A 16,887-nucleotide genomic window follows, 5' to 3' on the forward strand; every position below is an offset into this window, starting at 1 on the left:
GTCGTCGATTTAATCCACCTTGCCGCCTTGTAACTGGAGATGAAGCAGGCGGACCGGCACACCTCTCGCCAACAAACCGAGGGGAAAAACGATGACAAAGACCCTGCTGCTGGCCAGCACCGCCCTGCTTCTGACCGCCACCTCCGCCTTCGCCGGCGACGCGCCGCAGGTGGCCGAGGCGCCGGCGCCCACCGGCCCGACCAGCCAGGCGCCGCTGACCGACGGCGCCCAGCGCGGCGTGCTGGTCTTCACGCCCGACTTCTTCGCGGCCCAGCGCCCGAACACCGCGCTGGACATGGTGAACCGGGTGCCCGGCTTCTCCATCGATAACGGCTCGGGCGCGCGCGGCTTCGAAGGCGCGGTCGGCAATGTCCTGATCAACAACAACCGCCCGGCGTCCAAGAACGATTCCGGCTCGAACGTCCTGGGTCGAACCCTGGCCGATCAGGTCGAGCGTATCGAGCTGATACGGGGCGGCGCCGCCGGCGTGGACATGCAGGGCTATGCCGTCGTCGTGAACGTCATCCTGAAATCCACAGCCAGCCGCCAGTCTATCCTGACCTGGAACGCCATGCTGTTCGAAGGGGGCCATGACATCTACGGCGGCAGCTACCAGTTCACGGCGCGCAAAGGCGACCGCAGCTGGGGCGTCACCCTGTCCGACGGCATGGGGTCCAGCGATTCCAACGGCGTCGGACGTTCGGTTCGCACGAATGCGGCGGGTGTGGTCATCCGCGACGAACGGTTCGAGAACGACGGCTGGGGCGGCGGAAACTCGATCCGCGGCAACTATTCCGGTCCCCTCTTCGGCGGCAAGGTGGAGAGCACCGCCCGGTTCGGCGTCAACGACTGGCAAAGCTGGTCCGAGCTGAGTTCGGACACATCGCTTCGTCGCAACGACTACGAGGAAAGCAGCCATTCCGGCGAACTGGGCGTGACCTGGACTCGCCAATTGCGGCCCCGCTGGCAGGTCGAGACCCGCTTCATCCACGAGTTCAGCTCTTTCGAAAACGCCTCCAACAGCAATGAGCGGCTGGACGGCGTGACCGCGCCGGAGCAGCAGTTCACCTCTGACGGCGATTCATCCGAGACCATCCTGCGCGGCCTGATCCGTCACGAGCGCTCGCCCGCCCTAACGCTCGAAGCGGGCGGCGAGGTCGCCTACAATATGCTGGACGTCCATCAGGGCTTCACAATCGGGGGCGCGGCCATCGACCTGCCCAGCGCCTCGGTCAAGGTCGAGGAGACGCGCGGCGAGGCCTTCTCCAAGGCCACATGGCGGCTGAACCCCAAGCTGACGCTGGAAGGCGGTGTGCGGCTGGAGGCCTCCACGATCAAACAATCTGGCGATGCGGACCAGGAGAAGAGCTTCTTCTTCGCCAAGCCGCGCTTCCTGGCGACCTGGACGCCCATGGCGGACAATCAGGTGCGGCTGCGGTTCGAACGCGAGTTGGGCCAGCTGGACTTCGGCGACTTCGCGGCCTCGGCCGACCTGGGCGACAACAACGTCTATGGCGGCAACGTCAATCTGGAGCCGGAGCAGCGCTGGATTTCGGAACTCAGCTACGAGCGTCGCTTCTGGGGTCAGGGCGTGGTCTCCATCGGTCTGCGCCATGACGAAATCATCGACGTCATCGACCGCCTGCCCCTTCCCGAAGGCCTGTCGGCCGTGGGCAATATCGGCGACGGCACGCTGGATCGGCTGTCGCTGAACGTCACCCTGCCGCTGGACAAGTTCGGCATCTCGGGCGCCCGCTTCACCTTCAGGAACGACTGGAACAAGACCCGGGTCACCGACCCGACCACGGGCGAGGAGCGGCCCATCTCCGGCGTGCGCGCCAGTCAGGCCAATGTCGGCTTCGAGCAGGACATCGCCAGCTGGAAGACGCAGTGGGGGGTCAACTGGCTGCCGCGTCTGGGCCAAGGCACCTATGGCCCGGACCAGATCAGCGTCTGGCGCGGGTCGGACTACATCGAGGCCTTCGCCGAATACAAGCCGACCCCGACCCTGGCGATACGCGCCCAGCTGAACCTGTGGGACGATTTCACCACCCGCCGCACGGTGTTCGAGTCGCGCAATCCTCGCACCGTCGCCTTCATTGAGGACCGCACCGTCGACCCGCGCACCTTCGTCTCGATCCGGGTCCGCAAGACCTTCTGATTCCGCCCGCCGGGCGAAAAAAGGGCGGCGTCCGCATGGACGCCGCCCTTCTCCTTTGGTGATCCGCTTAAGGGATCAGCCGACGGTGGAGGCGCGCGGGGCGGCGACGTTGCCGTCTTCCTGACCGCGGTCGCTCAGCGCCGGACCCGGATGGTCGCCGCCGCTGTTGGCCCCATGCGACCAGCCCTTGATGAAGAAGCTGATCACGATGAAGGCGACGCCGATGCCCATGCCCCACATCCCCAGCATGCCGAAGACGTCAAGCGAGGTCTGAAGCGCCAGACCGGGGTTCAGCACCTGACCGCCCACCGTCTCGGTCCCCGCCAGTCCGGCGATCCAGCCGCCGACGTACTGGGCGATTGAGCTGGCCAGGAACCAGACCGCCATCATGAAGCTGACCACCTTGGCCATCGACAGTTTGGTGATCTCCGACAGGCCCACAGGCGACAGGAACAGCTCGCCCGTCGTGTGGAACAGATAGAGCAGGCCCAGCAGCAGCAACGGCATCTGGAAGGCCGAGTTGGCCATGCCGGCGCCCCACACCACCACCATGAAGCCCAGACCGACCTGCAGCAGGCCGAGGCCGAACTTCATCGTAGGATTGGGGTCCAGGTTGCGCTTGGCCAGGAAGGCCCACAGCGCCGCCATGATCGGCGCGAAGATCAGGATGAAGCCGGCGTTGAACGACTGGGTCTGGGCGGCCGTGATGGTCGCGTCGATCCACATGCCGCTGGGCGTGATGCCGGCCGCGGCCAGTTGCGCCGGCGTGCCGACGGTGATGCCCAGGAACTGGAAGGCCTGGGGCGTAATGCTGAGGTCCACGTTACGGTCGGCGAACAGGTTCAGCGAGGTGCCGGCCTGTTCGAACAGGGTGAAGAAGACCACCGAACCAAAGATCAGCACGAGGGCCAACATCATCCGCTCGCGCTGCGCCTTGCTCTCGCACACCTTGACGATGACGTAGAGGATGAACAGCAGCGAGGCGACGGTCGCGGCGCCCAGCACCCAGCCCACCAGGGCGTTGCGCTGGACCATGAACCAGACGACGCCGACACCCAGGATGCTGGCCAGATAGATCGACCATTCGCGGTTGATCGGACCCAGCACGGGCTTTTTCAGATTGGCCTCCGCCGGCGGCTCGCCCTTGCCTTGCAGCAACGGCTTGCCCAGCATGAAGACGACCCAACCCAGCGCCATGCCGACGCCCGCCAGGCCGAAGCCCGCCCACCAGCCGACTGTCTGACCCAGCAGGCCGCACAGGACGGCGGCCCAGAAGGCGCCCAGGTTGATGCCGTAGTAATAAAGGGTGAAGCCGGAATCGCGTCGCGGATCGCCCTGCGGATACAGTTGGCCGACGATGGTGGAGATGTTGGGCTTCAGGAAGCCGACCCCCATGATGATCAGCGACACCGCCAGATAGAAGACATTCACACCCGCCATGTCGCGGGTCGTCTCGATCTTGTAGTCGGCGGTCGGGATGACGGCCGGCAGGGTCGAGGTCGCGGGCAGGCCCTGGATGGCCAGGCCGTTCTCGGCGGGCTCGAACTTGTACTTCTGGCCGTCGACGACGATGGCGACGTCACGCGCCGCCCCGCGCCCTTCGGCGTCGATCTGATAGGTCTGGCCCGCATAGGTCAGGGTTTCCGTCGCCGGACGTCCCTCGAAGGCCATCATGCCGTGACCGGCGACCAGCAACAGGGCGCCGAAGGCCACGGCCTTGCGCGTGCCGATGAAGCGGTCGGCCATGATGCCGCCCAGCAGCGGCAGCAGATAGACCAGCGAGGTGTAGGAGCCGTAGGTCGACCCCGCCATGGCGTCGTCGAACAGGAAGTGTTGCGTCAGGAAGAAGATCAGAATCCCGCGCATGCCGTAGTAGGAGAAGCGCTCCCACATCTCGGCGAAGAACAGGATGATCAGTCCGCGCGGGTGGTTCTTGAAGATCTGCATCATGACCGGCACCCCGGTCGCGAAGGTGATGATCAGCCCGAGGGCGACGACGATATTCATACCGCCACCCCGCATCGAAGACCGTTAACGCAGCGCGTAAGTCGCGCGCCCCCCATGTCCGTTTGTGTCAACGGCTTACTCCTGACTGCTGCGCCCTCACCGACGCACGAAAGGCGCATAAGCAGCACGGCCGGGAAATCCGAACAAGTGTTAAGGCCGTTATGGGACAGCGTGCCGCGAGCCGTCTTCCAGGCGCACAACCCAAAGTGACGTCTTCTGGCGCCGTGTCTGCATTGGACGGAGGCGAAGAAGACCACGGTTTCATTTTGGGAAGGACCGTCCCATGGCTGTGCGGCCGATCATGAGATCCGATCACGAGGCCCTGAACCGGCTGCACCGCGAGGTGGGCTGGCCCGAGCGGTCGCCTGCGGGCTGGCGCTGGCTGGAAAGCAATCCGGCGCGCCAAGACCTCGACGCGCCTGCAGGTTGGGTGGTGGCGGACGACGACGACCAGCCGGCGGCCATGCTGGGGAACTTCATCCAGCGGTTCCAGCATGGAGCGCGCAGCCTTTACGGCGCGACGGGCTTTTCGATCATCGTGCCGCCCAGCCGCAAGGGCGCCAGCCGGCCGCTGATCCGGGCGTTCCTGAAACAGCCGGGCCTGTTCGCTCGCTACACCTTCAACGCCAATGCGCGTTCGGCGCCGCTGTATGGACTGTTCGGCCTCAAGCCCTGGCCCGAACAGACCCACGCCCTGAAGCTGTCGTGGACCACCGACCGACCGGCTTGCGTCCAGGGACGTGTGTTGCGGGCGCTCCTCGGCCGCGTCTCGGCCGAGACGGCGGCTCGGCTGGGCGAGCGGCTGATGAACCCCCGGGTGTTCGGTCGCCGTATTCTGGACCTGCCGGCGGGCGTCACGGTGCTGCGCGACCTGTCCGACGCCTCGGCCTACGGCGACTTCTGGTCACGGCTGGCCAAAGAGGATCGCCTTCTGGCGGATCGCAGCCCGGAGACCTTGCGCTGGCGTCTTTCGGATCCCGACCTGACCCTGCCGCCGATCATGCTGACCTGCGTGCGTGGCGGCGCCGTGGTCGCCCTGGCCATGGCGCAGATCACCAAGACCAGTCTGATCGAACCGCCGTGTCTGGACATCGTCGATCTGATCGCGCTGGAGACGGACCAGGACGCTCTGCCGCTTCTGACGCGAGCCCTGATCGTCAATGCGCGCGGCCTGGGGGCGGCGAAGGTGCGCTTGCCGATGACGACGCCGCGCCTGCTGACGGCCTTGGGCGATCTGGCGCAGACCGGGCGCCGCGAGGGCGGCTGGGGTCATTGTCACGCCATTGTGGACGATCCGGCGCTGGCCGACGCCTGGGCTCCGACGCCGTTCGACGGGGACTACGGCATCTGTTCGCGCAATCCGCCGTCGCCGGTCGTGCGTCGACGTTCAGCCGTCACGGCCGCGTCACGCGGCCGGGCGGCCAAGGCCTGATCAGCCGTTCGGCCGGGCCTTCAACTCGTCGCGGATCTCGGTCAGCAGGGCCTCGGTCGCCGTCGGGGCGGCAGGCGCCGGATCGGGCTTGGCCGCTTCCTGACGACGCAGGGCGTTGATGCCCTTGACCACCAGGAACACCACCCAGGCCACGATCAGGAACTGGATCACGGTGTTCAGGAAGGCGCCATACTGGATGGAGACCTTTTCGACCGCCTCGGTCGCCGGGTTCTCGGCCCGCAGCACCCATTCCAGCTCGGAAAAGTCGATCCCCCCCGTCAGCAGGCCGATGGGCGGCATGACGACCTGATCGACCAGGCTCTTGACGATGCCGTTGAAGGCCGCGCCGATGATCACGCCGACGGCCAGATCGACGACATTGCCCTTGACCGCAAACTCGCGGAACTCAGACAGAAGGCTCATGGACGCTCCTCGCGCTTGGGATGGGACGGGTTCAGGCGTCGCCCGAGGCGTTCAAACGCTCGCGCAGCTCCTTGCCGCTCTTGAAGAAGGGCACAGCCTTGGCGGGCACCTCGACGGCCTCCCCAGTGCGGGGATTGCGGCCCGCGCGCGCCGGTCGCGAGCGCACCGACAGGGCGCCGAAACCGCGCAATTCGACCCGCCCGCCGTCGGACAGGGCCGTGGTCATGGTGTTCAGGATGGCGTTGACCAGCCGCTCCACCTCCGCATGGGTCAGGTGGGTGTTCTCCATGGCCAGCTTTTCGATCAGCTCGGACTTGATCATCGGCGTCCCCGGTCAGGTCGTGAGGACGGGCCGTCTCGCCCGCCTCGGTCCAGATGAAGCACCCTAACGCCCGACTGACGTTCGAAAAAGCCCTTATCGGACAAGGATGGGGCGTCGGGGTCAGAAATACGTCCGCTATCGCACACAAACCAGGGCCGGAAAGAAAAAGGGCGGCGGGATCGCGCCCGCCGCCCTTCAGTCTTTGTCGCTGCCGGCAAGCGCGCGGCGCTTCGCGACTGTGGCGAAGCGCCTGACGCTCTTGGGACGAACGTTTACTCCTTGGAGCCGGCGTTCTTCAGCGCGGCACCCAGGATGTCGCCCAGCGAAGCGCCCGAATCGGACGATCCGAACTGTTCGATGGCTTCCTGTTCGTCCTTCATTTCCAGCGCCTTGATCGACACCGAGATGCGGCGCGAGGCCTTGTCCACGGCGGTGATCATGGCGTCCACGCGGTCGCCGACCGAGAAACGCTCGGGGCGCTGCTCGTTGCGGTCGCGCGACAGGTCGGACTTGCGCACGAACGAGGTGACCGGCGCGTCGTCTTCACCGAACTTGACCTCGATGCCGCCCGACTCGATCGCCGTCACGGTGACGGTGACCTGCTGGCCGCGACGATAGGTGTCGCCCTCGCCGATCGGATCGCCGCCCAGCTGCTTGATGCCCAGCGAGACGCGTTCCTTCTCGACGTCGACGTCCAGGACCTTGGCCTTGACCATTTCGCCCTTGCGGTAACGCTGGATAGCTTCTTCGCCCGACACCGACCAGTCCAGGTCGGACAGGTGCACCATGCCGTCGATGTCGTTGTCCAGGCCGATGAACAGACCGAACTCGGTGGCGTTCTTGACTTCGCCCTCGACGGTCGAGCCGATCGGGTGGTTGGCGACGAAGGCGTCCCACGGATTGTCCTGAGCCTGCTTCAGGCCCAGCGAGATGCGGCGCTTGGAGGCGTCGACATCCAGAACCACGACGTCGACTTCCTGCGAGGTCGAGACGATCTTGCCGGGGTGGACGTTCTTCTTGGTCCAGGACATTTCCGAGACGTGCACCAGGCCCTCGACACCGGCTTCCAGCTCCACGAAGGCGCCGTAATCGGTGATGTTGGTGATGCGGCCCGTGTACTTGGCGCCGACCGGATACTTGGCTTCCACGCCGTCCCAGGGGTCCGACTGCAGTTGCTTCATGCCCAGCGAGATACGCTGGGTGTCCGGGTTGATCTTGACGATCTGGACCTTGACGGTGTCGCCGACGGCCAGGACCTGCGATGGATGCGAGACGCGCTTCCACGACATGTCGGTGACGTGCAGCAGGCCGTCGATGCCGCCCAGGTCGACGAAGGCGCCGTAGTCGGTGATGTTCTTGACCACGCCTTCGCGGATTTCACCCTCTTGCAGCTGGCCGACCAGCTCGGTGCGCTGTTCGGCGCGGGCTTCTTCCAGGATGGCGCGACGCGAGACGACGATGTTGCCGCGCGGACGATCCATCTTCAGGATGGCGAAGGGCTGTTCCTTGCCCATCAGCGGACCGACGTCGCGGACAGGACGGATGTCGACTTGCGAACCAGGCAGGAAGGCCGAGGCGCCGCCCAGGTCGACGGTGAAGCCGCCCTTGACGCGGCCGACGATGGCGCCGTTGACCGGCTGGCCTTCGGCGAACACGACTTCCAGACGGGTCCAGGCTTCTTCGCGACGGGCCTTGTCACGGCTGATGACGGCTTCGCCCAGGGCGTTCTCGACGCGCTCCAGGTAAACCTCGACGTTGTCGCCGACCTTGGGCAGCTTGCCGTCTTCGCCCTGGCCGAATTCGCGCATGGCGATACGGCCTTCGGTCTTCAGACCGACGTCGATGATGACGATGTCTTTTTCGATGCCGACGACGCGGCCGTGAACGACCTGGCCTTCGCCGAAGTCGCGGCCCGACAGTTGTTCGTCGAGCAGGGCGGCGAAGTCGTCGCGGGTGGGGGTAAGGGTGTCAGTCATGGAGCTGAAAAGCATCCTGGGGGCTGAAGGCGCGCGACCGGAGGGCCTCACGCAGGTGAACGCTTCTCGAACGGCGAAGCGCCGCGCGTGAAACGATGGGAAAAGGATTTAGTCAGGTCGTCAGGATGCGAGGCCGTTCAGAAACGATCAGGACGCCCGCGGAAGCCGAGGGTGGCGCGTTGGATTTGCAAACCCGGCCTAAAGGCCATGTTTCGCGCGCGCCGCCTCGACGATACGGCGGGCCGCATCGAAGGCGGCCTCTATACCCATGTCGGTCGTGTCCAGCAAGACCGCGTCTTCGGCCTGCACCATCGGCGCCGCGCCACGCCCGGCGTCGCGTTCGTCGCGGCGCTGAATATCGGCCAGCATGGCCTCGAAACCGATGTCCGATCCGCGCGCGGCCAGCTGTTTCCAGCGGCGGGTCGCGCGCACCTGCGGCGTGGCCGTGACGAACAGCTTGGCCTGAGCATCGGGGGCGATCACCGTGCCGATGTCGCGCCCGTCCAGCACCGCCCCGCCCGCCTGGGCCGAAAACGCCCGCTGCAGCTCCAGTAGGGCCGCTCGCACGCCGGGGAAGCTGGCGACGCGGCTGGCCGCCTCTCCCGCCTCGCCGGTCGTCAGCCTGTCGTCTTCCGACAGACCGGACGCATCCAGCCCGCGCGCCGCTTCGGTCGCCGCCGCCTCGTCGTCCAGCGACCTGCACTCAGCCAGCAGACGCGCCCCCACGGCCCGGTAAAGCAAGCCCGTGTCCAGGTGCGGCAGGCCATAGGTCTGGGCCAGACGGGCGGCGATGGTGCCCTTGCCCGAGGCGGCCGGGCCGTCGACGGCGATGATCAGGGTCAAACAGGTCTCCGCAGCGCGTGGCGCAATCAAACTTCATCCCGAACGCACGAGAGGGCGCACCAGATAGCGAGGATCAGGCCCGCAATCCAGCCGCCCGGCCCAACAGACCTTCAGGCGCGCCGCTTAAACAGACTGCGCAGGGCGATGGCCGCCAGCAGAACCGCCATGCCCGCACTGACCACGATGGCCGTCGTGTAGAAAACGATCAGGGCCCAGAAGATCATGGGGTGCTCGACCAGATAGACGTCTGGCCCCTTGCGGTTGTTCAGCATGCCCACATCGAGGCCATGCAGAACCTCGCGCGCGCCGATCACGCAGCCCCAGCCGATCAGCCCCGCGATCGCCAGGGTCACGAGGGGACTGAGCCAGCCAGGTTTGCTCACGTCCAATCCTTCCAGCGCGCCAAGACCAGCACCGCAAACGCCACAAGGCCCAGCCAGATGACGGACGCCGCCACATTCAGGATCGCGGTCGAGTAATAGAAGACATCGCCATCCGCCCGCAGATGAACGACGCCATGCCTGCCACGGACCACGCCGGTTGAAGCCGCCCGCCAGGCTGTCCAGCCCGTCCATGCCGCCCCGCCAAGGCAGGTCAGAAGCCCCAGAACCGCAAGGCCGCGATGGAAGGCCTCGCGCAACCGCATCAGTCGATCCGGCCGCCCAGCCCGTTCATCATCTCGACGAAGCCGGGGAAGCTGGTGGCGATCATTTCGGGGTCCAGCACCGACACCGGCTGTTCGGCGGCCAGGCCCAGGATCAGATGGCTCATGGCGATGCGGTGATCGTGGGCGGTGGCGACCGTGGCGCCGCCGCGCACATCGCCGCCTGTGACCAGGAAGCCTTCCGGCTCTTCCTCGACCTGAACGCCACAGGCACGCAGGCCCTCGACCATCAGCGAGATCCGGTCGCTTTCCTTGACCCGCATCTCGCCGACGCCGCGCATGACGGTGACGCCATCCGCAAAGGCCGCCGTCGCCGCCAGGATCGGATACTCGTCAATCATCGAGGCCGCGCGCTCTTGCGGCACGACGACGCCCTTCAACTGGGAATAGCGGGCGGTGATGTCGCCGACGTCCTCGCCCCCGGCCTGACGTCGGTTAGCGATGGTCAGGTCCGCGCCCATTTCGATCCAGGTGTCGAACAGGCCGGTGCGCAGGGGATTCAGCATCACGCCTTCGACCGTCACCTCCGAACCCGGCACGATCAGCCCGGCCGCCAGGGGGAAGGCGGCGGACGACGGATCGCCCGGCACCGCCACATGGGCGGCCTTCAGCGGCTGCCCGCCCTTCAGCGTGATCTTCCAGCCCTCGCCCTGCTCTTCGACCATCACCTCGGCGCCGAAGGCCCGCAGCATACGCTCGGTGTGGTCGCGGCTCTTTTCCGGCTCGGTGACCGTGGTGACGCCCTGAGCGTTCAGTCCCGCCAGCAGGATGGCCGACTTGATCTGGGCCGAGGCCACCGTCTGCACATAGTCGACGCCCGTCAGCGTCCCGCCGGTCAGGGCGACCGGAACCCGATCCTCAGCCGCCAGCCAGTCGAACCCCGCGCCCATCTCGGCCAGCGGTCCCGTCACCCGCTTCATCGGCCGCTTGCGCAGGGACGCATCGCCATCGAAGGTCGCCGTCAGCGGATAGCCCGCCGCCGCCCCCATCAGCAGACGCACGCCCGTTCCGGCGTTGCCGCAGTCGATCACCGAAGACGGCGTGGTGAACCCGCCCGCGCCCTCGATGCGCCATTCGCCCTCGCCGGTCCGCTCGACCTTCGCGCCGAAGGCTTCGACGGCGCGGCCGGTCGCCAGAACGTCATCGCCCTCCAGCAGGCCCTCGACTGTGGTCACGCCCGCGGCCATTCCGCCGAAGATCATCGCCCGGTGCGACATGGACTTGTCGCCCGGCGCACGGACCTTTCCAGCCAGTGCGGCGGCGCGTCTTGCGGTCAGTTGAGAAGGCATGGTCACCCGCTTCAGGCTGCGATGTCGGAAGGGTCGCGCGGGCGGCGCGAAAAGACAGCTTTTGACAGCGGCCTTAAGGGGTGGCAAGGGACCGCCCCGAATTCAACCCGTTGAAAGTGTCCCCCGTGGCCAATCCCGAACTGGGCGCCAAACAGGTCTGCCCCAACTGTCAGGCGAAATTCTACGACCTGAACCGCCGCCCCGCCCACTGCCCCAAGTGCGGAACGGACTTCGATCCCGAAGAGGCGATGAAGCTGCGCAGCCGTCGCGCCCGTCCCGGCTATCCGGCCGACGACGAGGACACGGAAGATCAGGTCAAGACCAAGTCGGCCGACGGCGATGACGACGAGGATGACAACGAAACCTCCACGCCGGAAATCGACGAGGAAGGTCATGAGCCGATCCTGACGCCCGACGACGACGACGATTCCCCCGCCGACGCCTCGGAAGAGCCCGGCATGGGTTCGACGGACGGCGACGACGACGACCTGATGGCCGACGACGATGACGATTCCGTCCCCTTCATCGAGGACGAGGACGACGACTCCATCGACGACGAAATCGCCAAGCCGTCGCGCGACGACGACTAGGTTCGGCTGGGCCGGTCGCGCTCGGCGACCGGGACCAGATTCTTGTTGCGCCCGCCGCATTTGTCGCTAGAGAAGCGCGGCGGGACAGCAGGACTTTCGAGCCTTTTGGTTTGAAAAACCTGCGCATTTTCACCTTTGGGAACGCGGTGAAAATAAATCTCGAAACGGGCTTGATCGCAGAAAAAGCCTGACATAGTTTCCGCCGCCTCGCCGGGGGCCATCGCAAGATGAACCGGGCGAACCAGACCGCAAGGTCCGGGGCTTTAGCTCAGTTGGTAGAGCGCTTGCATGGCATGCAAGAGGTCAGCGGTTCGACTCCGCTAAGCTCCACCATCAGTCTCCCTCTTTCCTCGGTTCGCCAGGGAAGAGGGAGACTGGCCATCCTCCATGACACTTTAATCTTTGCCTTGTCCGCCGGTGTTCACCACGGGAACCTCGGCTTTGCCGCCGCGCTCCTCTGCTGCAATCCGCTTCAGCCAGGAGAACGACGATGAGCGAGATCAAGGAAGGCATGGACGTCATCGGCGCCGACGGCGTCCATGTCGGCACGGTGGACCGCCTGGACGGCGACCGCATCAAGCTGACCCGGCGCGAGAACACCGGCGCCCACAGCGACCATCACCACTATATCGAAAAGGGCTTCGTCGCCGGCGTGGAGGGCGACAAGGTGCGCCTGTCGGCCAACGCCGATGTCGCCGTCACCCTGGAAGAAGAGAAATCCGGCAAGCCGGTCGATCTCTGAACCGCTTCGGCGGCGGCGTTCAGAACAGCGCCGCCGCCAGATTGACCGTCAGCGCCAGGATCACGGCGTTGAAGAACCAGGCGATCAGGCAGTGCAGCGTCGCCAGCCGGCGCAGGTCGCGGCTTGAAATCTGAACGTCGGCGGTCTGGTTCGCCACCCCGATGATCAGGCTGAAGTGCAGAAAATCCCAATAGTCGGCGTCGTCCTCGCCCGGGAACATCAGGCCGCCCTGATCGCCCTTGCCCTTGTCCTTGGGCGAATAGAACTCGTGGGCGTAGTGCAGGGCGAAGATGACGTGGACATAGAGCCACGACAGCCCCACCGTCAGAACTGAAAAGCCGGCCTGCGCCAGCGACGGCTTGCCGCCATGCAACAGGGACAACACCAGCACGACCAAACTGGCCGCCGCCGCCGTCAGGCTGAGCGGCAGGACCAGCGCCCCGGCCTGATCCAGTTCCGCCGCCCTGCGTCGGATGGCCGCCTGAGAGCTTGAGCGCAGGATGTGAACCAGCGTCAGGAGCAGAAAGGCCGCCACCCCGGCGTCCCATCCCGCCGCCAGCCGCACAGCCAAACCGGCCGAAGCGGGCGTCGCCGCGACCACGACCGCCAGCACGGCCAGCCCCAGCCAAAGGGAGAAATGCAGACGGAACAGGCGCGTGACGAACCCCATGGCCCGAGATCGCGCATTTGCCCATCGCCGTCCATCGGCAAACCCGAGACGTGAGCGGAAAGCCGCAGTTGTCACCCGACGGTTACGAGAGTATTGCGACGCATTCTTATAATCAAAAGCGATCCTCCCCCGATGCGTGCTTCCCTGTTCGGCCTTCTGGCGTCCGCCTCCGTCGCGACGCTGCTTGGCGCCGCCCCCGCCCTGGCCCAGCAGCAGGATGCGCCCACCACCCTGTCGGACATCGTCGTGACGGGATCGCAGGTGGCCCTGCCGCCGGCCTATGCAGGGGGTCAGGTGGCGCGTGGCGGAAGGGTCGGCCTGTTCGGCGCCCTGAACGCCATGGACACCCCCTTCTCCTCCACCAACTTCACCGAAAAGCTGGCGCGCGATCAGCAGGCCCGCAGCGTCGGCGACGTGCTGCAGAACGATCCGGCCGTGCGGCTGACCAAGGGGTTCGGCAACTTCCAGGAACTGTATGTGATCCGGGGCTTCCCGGTCTATTCGGACGACATGACCTATAACGGTCTCTACGGCGTGCTGCCGCGCCAGTATGTGGCGGCCGAACTGCTGGAACGGGTCGAGGTCTTCCGAGGCGCCACAGCCTTTCTGAACGGCGCGGCGCCGGGCGGCAGCGGCGTGGGCGGCGCGGTCAATCTGGTGCCCAAGCGCGCGGGCGACGCGCCCCTGAACCGGCTGACGGCCGGCTGGGAAGGCGGCGATCAGATCTACGCCGCCGCCGACCTGTCGCGCCGCTTCGGCTCCGATGGCGACTGGGGCCTGCGTCTGAACCTGGCCAGCCGCGCCGGCGAGGGCGGCGTCGAGGGCGAGGGCCGCGACATGAAGGTGCTCGGCCTGGGTCTGGACCACCGCGGCGACCGCGCGCGCTTTTCCGCCGACCTGGGCTGGCAGGACAACCGTATCGACGCGCCGCGTCCCCAGGTGACGCCGAACGGCGCCATTCCCCGCGCGCCGGACGCCGACAAGAACTTCGCCCAGCCCTGGACCTATACCGACGAGACCCAGTTGTTCGGCGCCGCGCGCGGCGAGTTCGACGTCACCGACGCCGTGACCGTCTGGGCCGCCGTGGGCGGTCGCGACGGCAAGGAGCGCAACAGCCTGGCCAATCCCCGCGCCAACGCCGACGGGTCGCTGAACGCCTACCGCTTCGACAACGGCCGTCGCGATCAGGTCTTCTCGGCCGACGTGGGCGTGCGCGCCGACTTCGACACCGGCCCGGTGCGACACCGCCTGGTCGCCTCGGCCGCCCAGGTGCAGTCGCGCGAGAAGAACTCCTACGCCTTCTCCAACTTCGGCGGCTTCGCCAGCAACCTGTACGATCCGGTGTTCGCGCCCGCTCCGGCCCCGACCGCCTTGGCCGCCGGCTCCCTGACCGACCCGACCGTGGTGGGCCGGGTCAGGACCAACAGCGTCGCCATCGCCGACATGGCGTCCTTCCTGGACGACCGTCTGATGATCACCCTGGGCGCCCGCTATCAGGAGATCGACACCCGGTCCTATGACTACAACACCACCGCCCGCAACGGCGGCTACGCCAGCGATGCCGTGACCCCGGTCTTCGCCGTGGTCTACCGCCCGATCGACCGGGTCTCGCTCTACGCCAACTATTCGGAGGCGCTGGTGCCTGGAAAGACCGCGCCCGGCGCGGTCAACGGGGCGCCCGTCGCCAACGCCGGCGAGGTTCTGGAGCCGTTCCGCGCCGAGCAGAACGAGATCGGGGTGAAATATGACGCCGGGTTGTTCGGCGCCACGCTCAGCGCCTTCCGCACCACCCTGCCCAGCGAATATTTCGACACGGCGACCCGCACCTATTCCGCCGGCGGCGAGCAGGAGAACCGGGGCGTCGAACTGACCGTCTTCGGCGAACCGCTGGAGGGCCTGCGCGTCCTCGGCGGCGCGACCTGGCTGGACGCCGAGATCAAGCGCGCCCTGAACCCCGCCCTCAACGGCAAGTCCGCCATCGGCGTGCCGGACTTCCAGGCCAATCTGAACGTGGAATGGGACGTGCGGGCCATCGACGGCCTGACGCTGGAGGGTCGGGTCGTACATACCGGCGCCCAACCGGCCAGCGCGGACAACGCCGTCGAACTGGACAGCTGGACACGCTACGACGCCGGCGTCCGCTACGCCTTCGAGGCGGGCGGCAAGCCGCTGACGCTGCGGGCGCGGGTCGAGAACCTGGCGGACAAGAACCAGTGGGTCGCGGTCGGCGGCTATCCGGGGTCCAACTATCTTACGCTGGGCGGGCCGCGCACCCTGCGCCTGTCGGTCTCGGCCGAGTTCTGAGCCCGCTCAATCGCGATACGATGACGCCCCCGGACGGAGCCAGGAGCTGGTTCCGTCCGGAGGCCGCCCGTTCTAGAGGCTACCGATGAAAGCCCGAACCATCCGCGCCTGGTCCTGGGTCCACAAATGGTCGAGCCTGGTCTCGACGGTGTTCCTGTTGATGCTGTGCGTCACCGGCCTGCCGCTGGTGTTCACCCACGAGTTGGACGAGGTGCTGCTGCATGAGCCCTGGCAGCCCAAGAACCCGGACGGGCCCCTTCTGGATCTGGACCAGGTGTTGAGCGCGGCCCTGGCCCTGCATCCGGGCGAGGTTCCGGCCTTCATGAGCTTTGACGAGGATCGGCCGGTGGTGAACGTCACCAGCCGCGCGCCCGACGCCCCCGCCGGCCAATACAGTTTCGAACCCATCGACCAGACCAGCGGCGAGGTCGCCCCCCTGGTCGCCGGCCATCCGGTGATGGAGTTCTGCTGCAACTGCATACCGACATGTTCCTGGGCCTGGCCGGAATGCTGTTCCTGGGCGCCATGGGGCTGATGTTGGTGGCGGCCCTGGTGTCGGGGGTGGTCCTGTATGCGCCCTTCATGCGCCGTCTGCCGTTCGGCACGGTTCGGGCGTCCAAGGCGGCGCGGACCCGCTGGCTGGACTATCACAACCTGTTGGGCGTCGTGACCCTGGCCTGGGTGCTGGTGGTGGGGACGACCGGGGTGGTCAACACCCTGGCGACGCCGATCATCGCCTTTTGGAAGGATACGGCGCTGAAGGAGCTGACCGTCGCCTATGACGCCCCCGCGCCGGCCGGCCGGCGCGCCTCGCTGGATGCGGCGGTCAAGCGCGCCCAGGCCGCCCTGCCCGGCATGACGCTGCAGTTCGTGGCCTTTCCGGGATCGACCTATTCGACCGACCATCACTATGCCGTCTTCTTCCACGGGGACACGCCGCTGACCAAGCACATGACCACGCCCGCCCTGATCGACGCGCGCACGGGCGAACTGGCGGCGGTCGCCTCCATGCCCTGGTATGTGAAGACCCTGTCCCTGTCCCAGCCGCTGCACTTCGGCGACTATGGCGGGCTGGGGCTGAAGATCGTCTGGGCGCTGCTGGACATCGCCACCATCGTTATCCTGATCTCCGGCCTCTATCTGTGGCTGGCCAAGCGCAGGAAGCCGGCATGAGCCGCAAGGACCTCGGCCTGCGCGCCATCTTCGGCATACCCGCCATCCTGTTCGCCCTGACTCTCACGGGCCTGATCGGCGCCCTGTTGGAAGACGGTCTCTGGGACTTCTTGGGCGCCGCCCTGCTGACCGCATGGCTGATCGTCCTGGCGTGGGCGCTGATCCGGCGGCGCCGATAGGCGAGGCCGATCAAGGGCGCGGCGTCCGACTTCGCAAAAACGGACTTTAACAAAACGGATCACAACCCCTATAGTGATACAAAGTCCCAATAAGTGGACATTTGATAGGGAA

Annotated in this window: 16 protein-coding genes, 1 tRNA gene and 1 pseudogene; 9 read left to right on the forward strand and 9 right to left on the reverse strand. The window is 66.6% G+C overall.

Going from position 1 to position 16,887, the window contains the following annotated elements; translation table 11 throughout:
• The first annotated feature begins 91 nt into the window (after nt 1–91).
• A complete protein-coding gene (locus KZX42_RS05815) occupies nt 92–2,161 on the forward strand; it encodes a TonB-dependent receptor (RefSeq protein ID WP_248117926.1) in 2,070 nt (689 codons plus the stop codon).
• A gap of 75 nt (nt 2,162–2,236) precedes the next feature.
• On the opposite strand, the gene KZX42_RS05820 is transcribed toward KZX42_RS05815, so the two are convergent.
• The gene (locus tag KZX42_RS05820; RefSeq protein ID WP_248117928.1) at nt 2,237–4,168 is read right to left on the reverse strand and encodes an oligopeptide:H+ symporter; all 1,932 of its coding nucleotides are present in this window, start codon (nt 4,166–4,168) and stop codon (nt 2,237–2,239) included.
• Between the two features lie 283 nt (nt 4,169–4,451).
• Here KZX42_RS05820 and KZX42_RS05825 point away from each other — a divergent pair, with 283 nt between their 5' ends.
• On the forward strand, nt 4,452–5,600 hold the full coding sequence (locus tag KZX42_RS05825; protein WP_248117930.1) for an N-acetyltransferase: 1,149 nt from the start codon (nt 4,452–4,454) through the stop codon (nt 5,598–5,600).
• Here the strand turns inward: KZX42_RS05825 and mscL are convergent, their stop codons facing one another.
• The 7 genes from mscL to aroA all read right to left on the reverse strand — a co-directional run bounded on the left by mscL (nt 5,601) and on the right by aroA (nt 11,117).
• Entirely contained in the window at nt 5,601–6,023 is a 423-nt protein-coding gene (mscL, locus tag KZX42_RS05830; protein ID WP_248117933.1) for a large-conductance mechanosensitive channel protein MscL, read from the reverse strand.
• Between the two features lie 31 nt (nt 6,024–6,054).
• Nucleotides 6,055–6,345 carry an integration host factor subunit beta gene (locus tag KZX42_RS05835; protein ID WP_248117935.1) on the reverse strand — a complete coding sequence of 97 codons (291 nt, stop codon included), beginning with the start codon at nt 6,343–6,345 and terminating at the stop codon, nt 6,055–6,057.
• Between the two features lie 272 nt (nt 6,346–6,617).
• A complete protein-coding gene (gene rpsA, locus KZX42_RS05840) occupies nt 6,618–8,321 on the reverse strand; it encodes a 30S ribosomal protein S1 (protein ID WP_248117937.1) in 1,704 nt (567 codons plus the stop codon).
• A gap of 198 nt (nt 8,322–8,519) precedes the next feature.
• Nucleotides 8,520–9,164 (reverse strand): (d)CMP kinase, encoded by a 645-nt coding sequence (gene cmk / locus KZX42_RS05845; RefSeq protein ID WP_248117939.1) that lies wholly within the window; start codon nt 9,162–9,164, stop codon nt 8,520–8,522.
• Between the two features lie 110 nt (nt 9,165–9,274).
• Nucleotides 9,275–9,547: a hypothetical protein gene (locus KZX42_RS05850; protein WP_248117942.1), complete on the reverse strand. Its 273-nt coding sequence runs from the start codon at nt 9,545–9,547 to the stop codon at nt 9,275–9,277.
• Nucleotides 9,544–9,810 carry a hypothetical protein gene (locus tag KZX42_RS05855; RefSeq protein ID WP_248117943.1) on the reverse strand — a complete coding sequence of 89 codons (267 nt, stop codon included), beginning with the start codon at nt 9,808–9,810 and terminating at the stop codon, nt 9,544–9,546. The genes KZX42_RS05850 and KZX42_RS05855 overlap by 4 nt, the downstream gene beginning before the upstream one ends.
• Entirely contained in the window at nt 9,810–11,117 is a 1,308-nt protein-coding gene (gene aroA, locus KZX42_RS05860) for a 3-phosphoshikimate 1-carboxyvinyltransferase (protein ID WP_248117944.1), read from the reverse strand. The genes KZX42_RS05855 and aroA overlap by 1 nt, the downstream gene beginning before the upstream one ends.
• Nucleotides 11,118–11,242: 125 nt before the next feature.
• Here aroA and KZX42_RS05865 point away from each other — a divergent pair, with 125 nt between their 5' ends.
• The 3 genes from KZX42_RS05865 (at nt 11,243) to KZX42_RS05875 (ending at nt 12,449) form a co-directional block, all read left to right on the forward strand.
• Complete coding sequence (locus tag KZX42_RS05865; protein ID WP_248117945.1) at nt 11,243–11,707, forward strand: TIGR02300 family protein; 465 nt, start codon at nt 11,243–11,245, stop codon at nt 11,705–11,707.
• Nucleotides 11,708–11,964: 257 nt separating this feature from the next.
• Nucleotides 11,965–12,040: transfer RNA gene (locus tag KZX42_RS05870), tRNA-Ala, on the forward strand.
• A 157-nt stretch (nt 12,041–12,197) separates the two neighbouring features.
• The gene (locus KZX42_RS05875; protein ID WP_248117946.1) at nt 12,198–12,449 is read left to right on the forward strand and encodes a DUF2171 domain-containing protein; all 252 of its coding nucleotides are present in this window, start codon (nt 12,198–12,200) and stop codon (nt 12,447–12,449) included.
• A gap of 19 nt (nt 12,450–12,468) precedes the next feature.
• Here KZX42_RS05875 and KZX42_RS05880 read toward each other — a convergent pair whose 3' ends face one another.
• Nucleotides 12,469–13,119, reverse strand: coding sequence for a DUF1345 domain-containing protein (locus KZX42_RS05880; protein ID WP_248117947.1), 651 nt, complete (start codon nt 13,117–13,119; stop codon nt 12,469–12,471).
• A gap of 132 nt (nt 13,120–13,251) precedes the next feature.
• Here KZX42_RS05880 and KZX42_RS05885 point away from each other — a divergent pair, with 132 nt between their 5' ends.
• The 4 genes and pseudogenes from KZX42_RS05885 to KZX42_RS05895 all read left to right on the forward strand — a co-directional run bounded on the left by KZX42_RS05885 (nt 13,252) and on the right by KZX42_RS05895 (nt 16,775).
• Nucleotides 13,252–15,423: a TonB-dependent receptor gene (locus KZX42_RS05885; protein ID WP_248117948.1), complete on the forward strand. Its 2,172-nt coding sequence runs from the start codon at nt 13,252–13,254 to the stop codon at nt 15,421–15,423.
• 160 nt (nt 15,424–15,583) lie between these two features.
• A pseudogene (locus tag KZX42_RS17305) lies at nt 15,584–15,748 on the forward strand (PepSY domain-containing protein); the annotation flags it as partial.
• A gap of 65 nt (nt 15,749–15,813) precedes the next feature.
• Complete coding sequence (locus KZX42_RS05890) at nt 15,814–16,596, forward strand: PepSY domain-containing protein (protein ID WP_348983614.1); 783 nt, start codon at nt 15,814–15,816, stop codon at nt 16,594–16,596.
• A complete protein-coding gene (locus KZX42_RS05895) occupies nt 16,593–16,775 on the forward strand; it encodes a hypothetical protein (protein WP_248117950.1) in 183 nt (60 codons plus the stop codon). Before KZX42_RS05890 ends, KZX42_RS05895 begins: the two co-directional genes overlap by 4 nt.
• The last annotated feature ends 112 nt before the right edge of the window (nt 16,776–16,887 follow it).

The organism is Brevundimonas sp. EYE_349 (genome assembly GCF_023147505.1).
In the GTDB taxonomy this organism is placed as follows: Bacteria; Pseudomonadota; Alphaproteobacteria; order Caulobacterales; family Caulobacteraceae; genus Brevundimonas.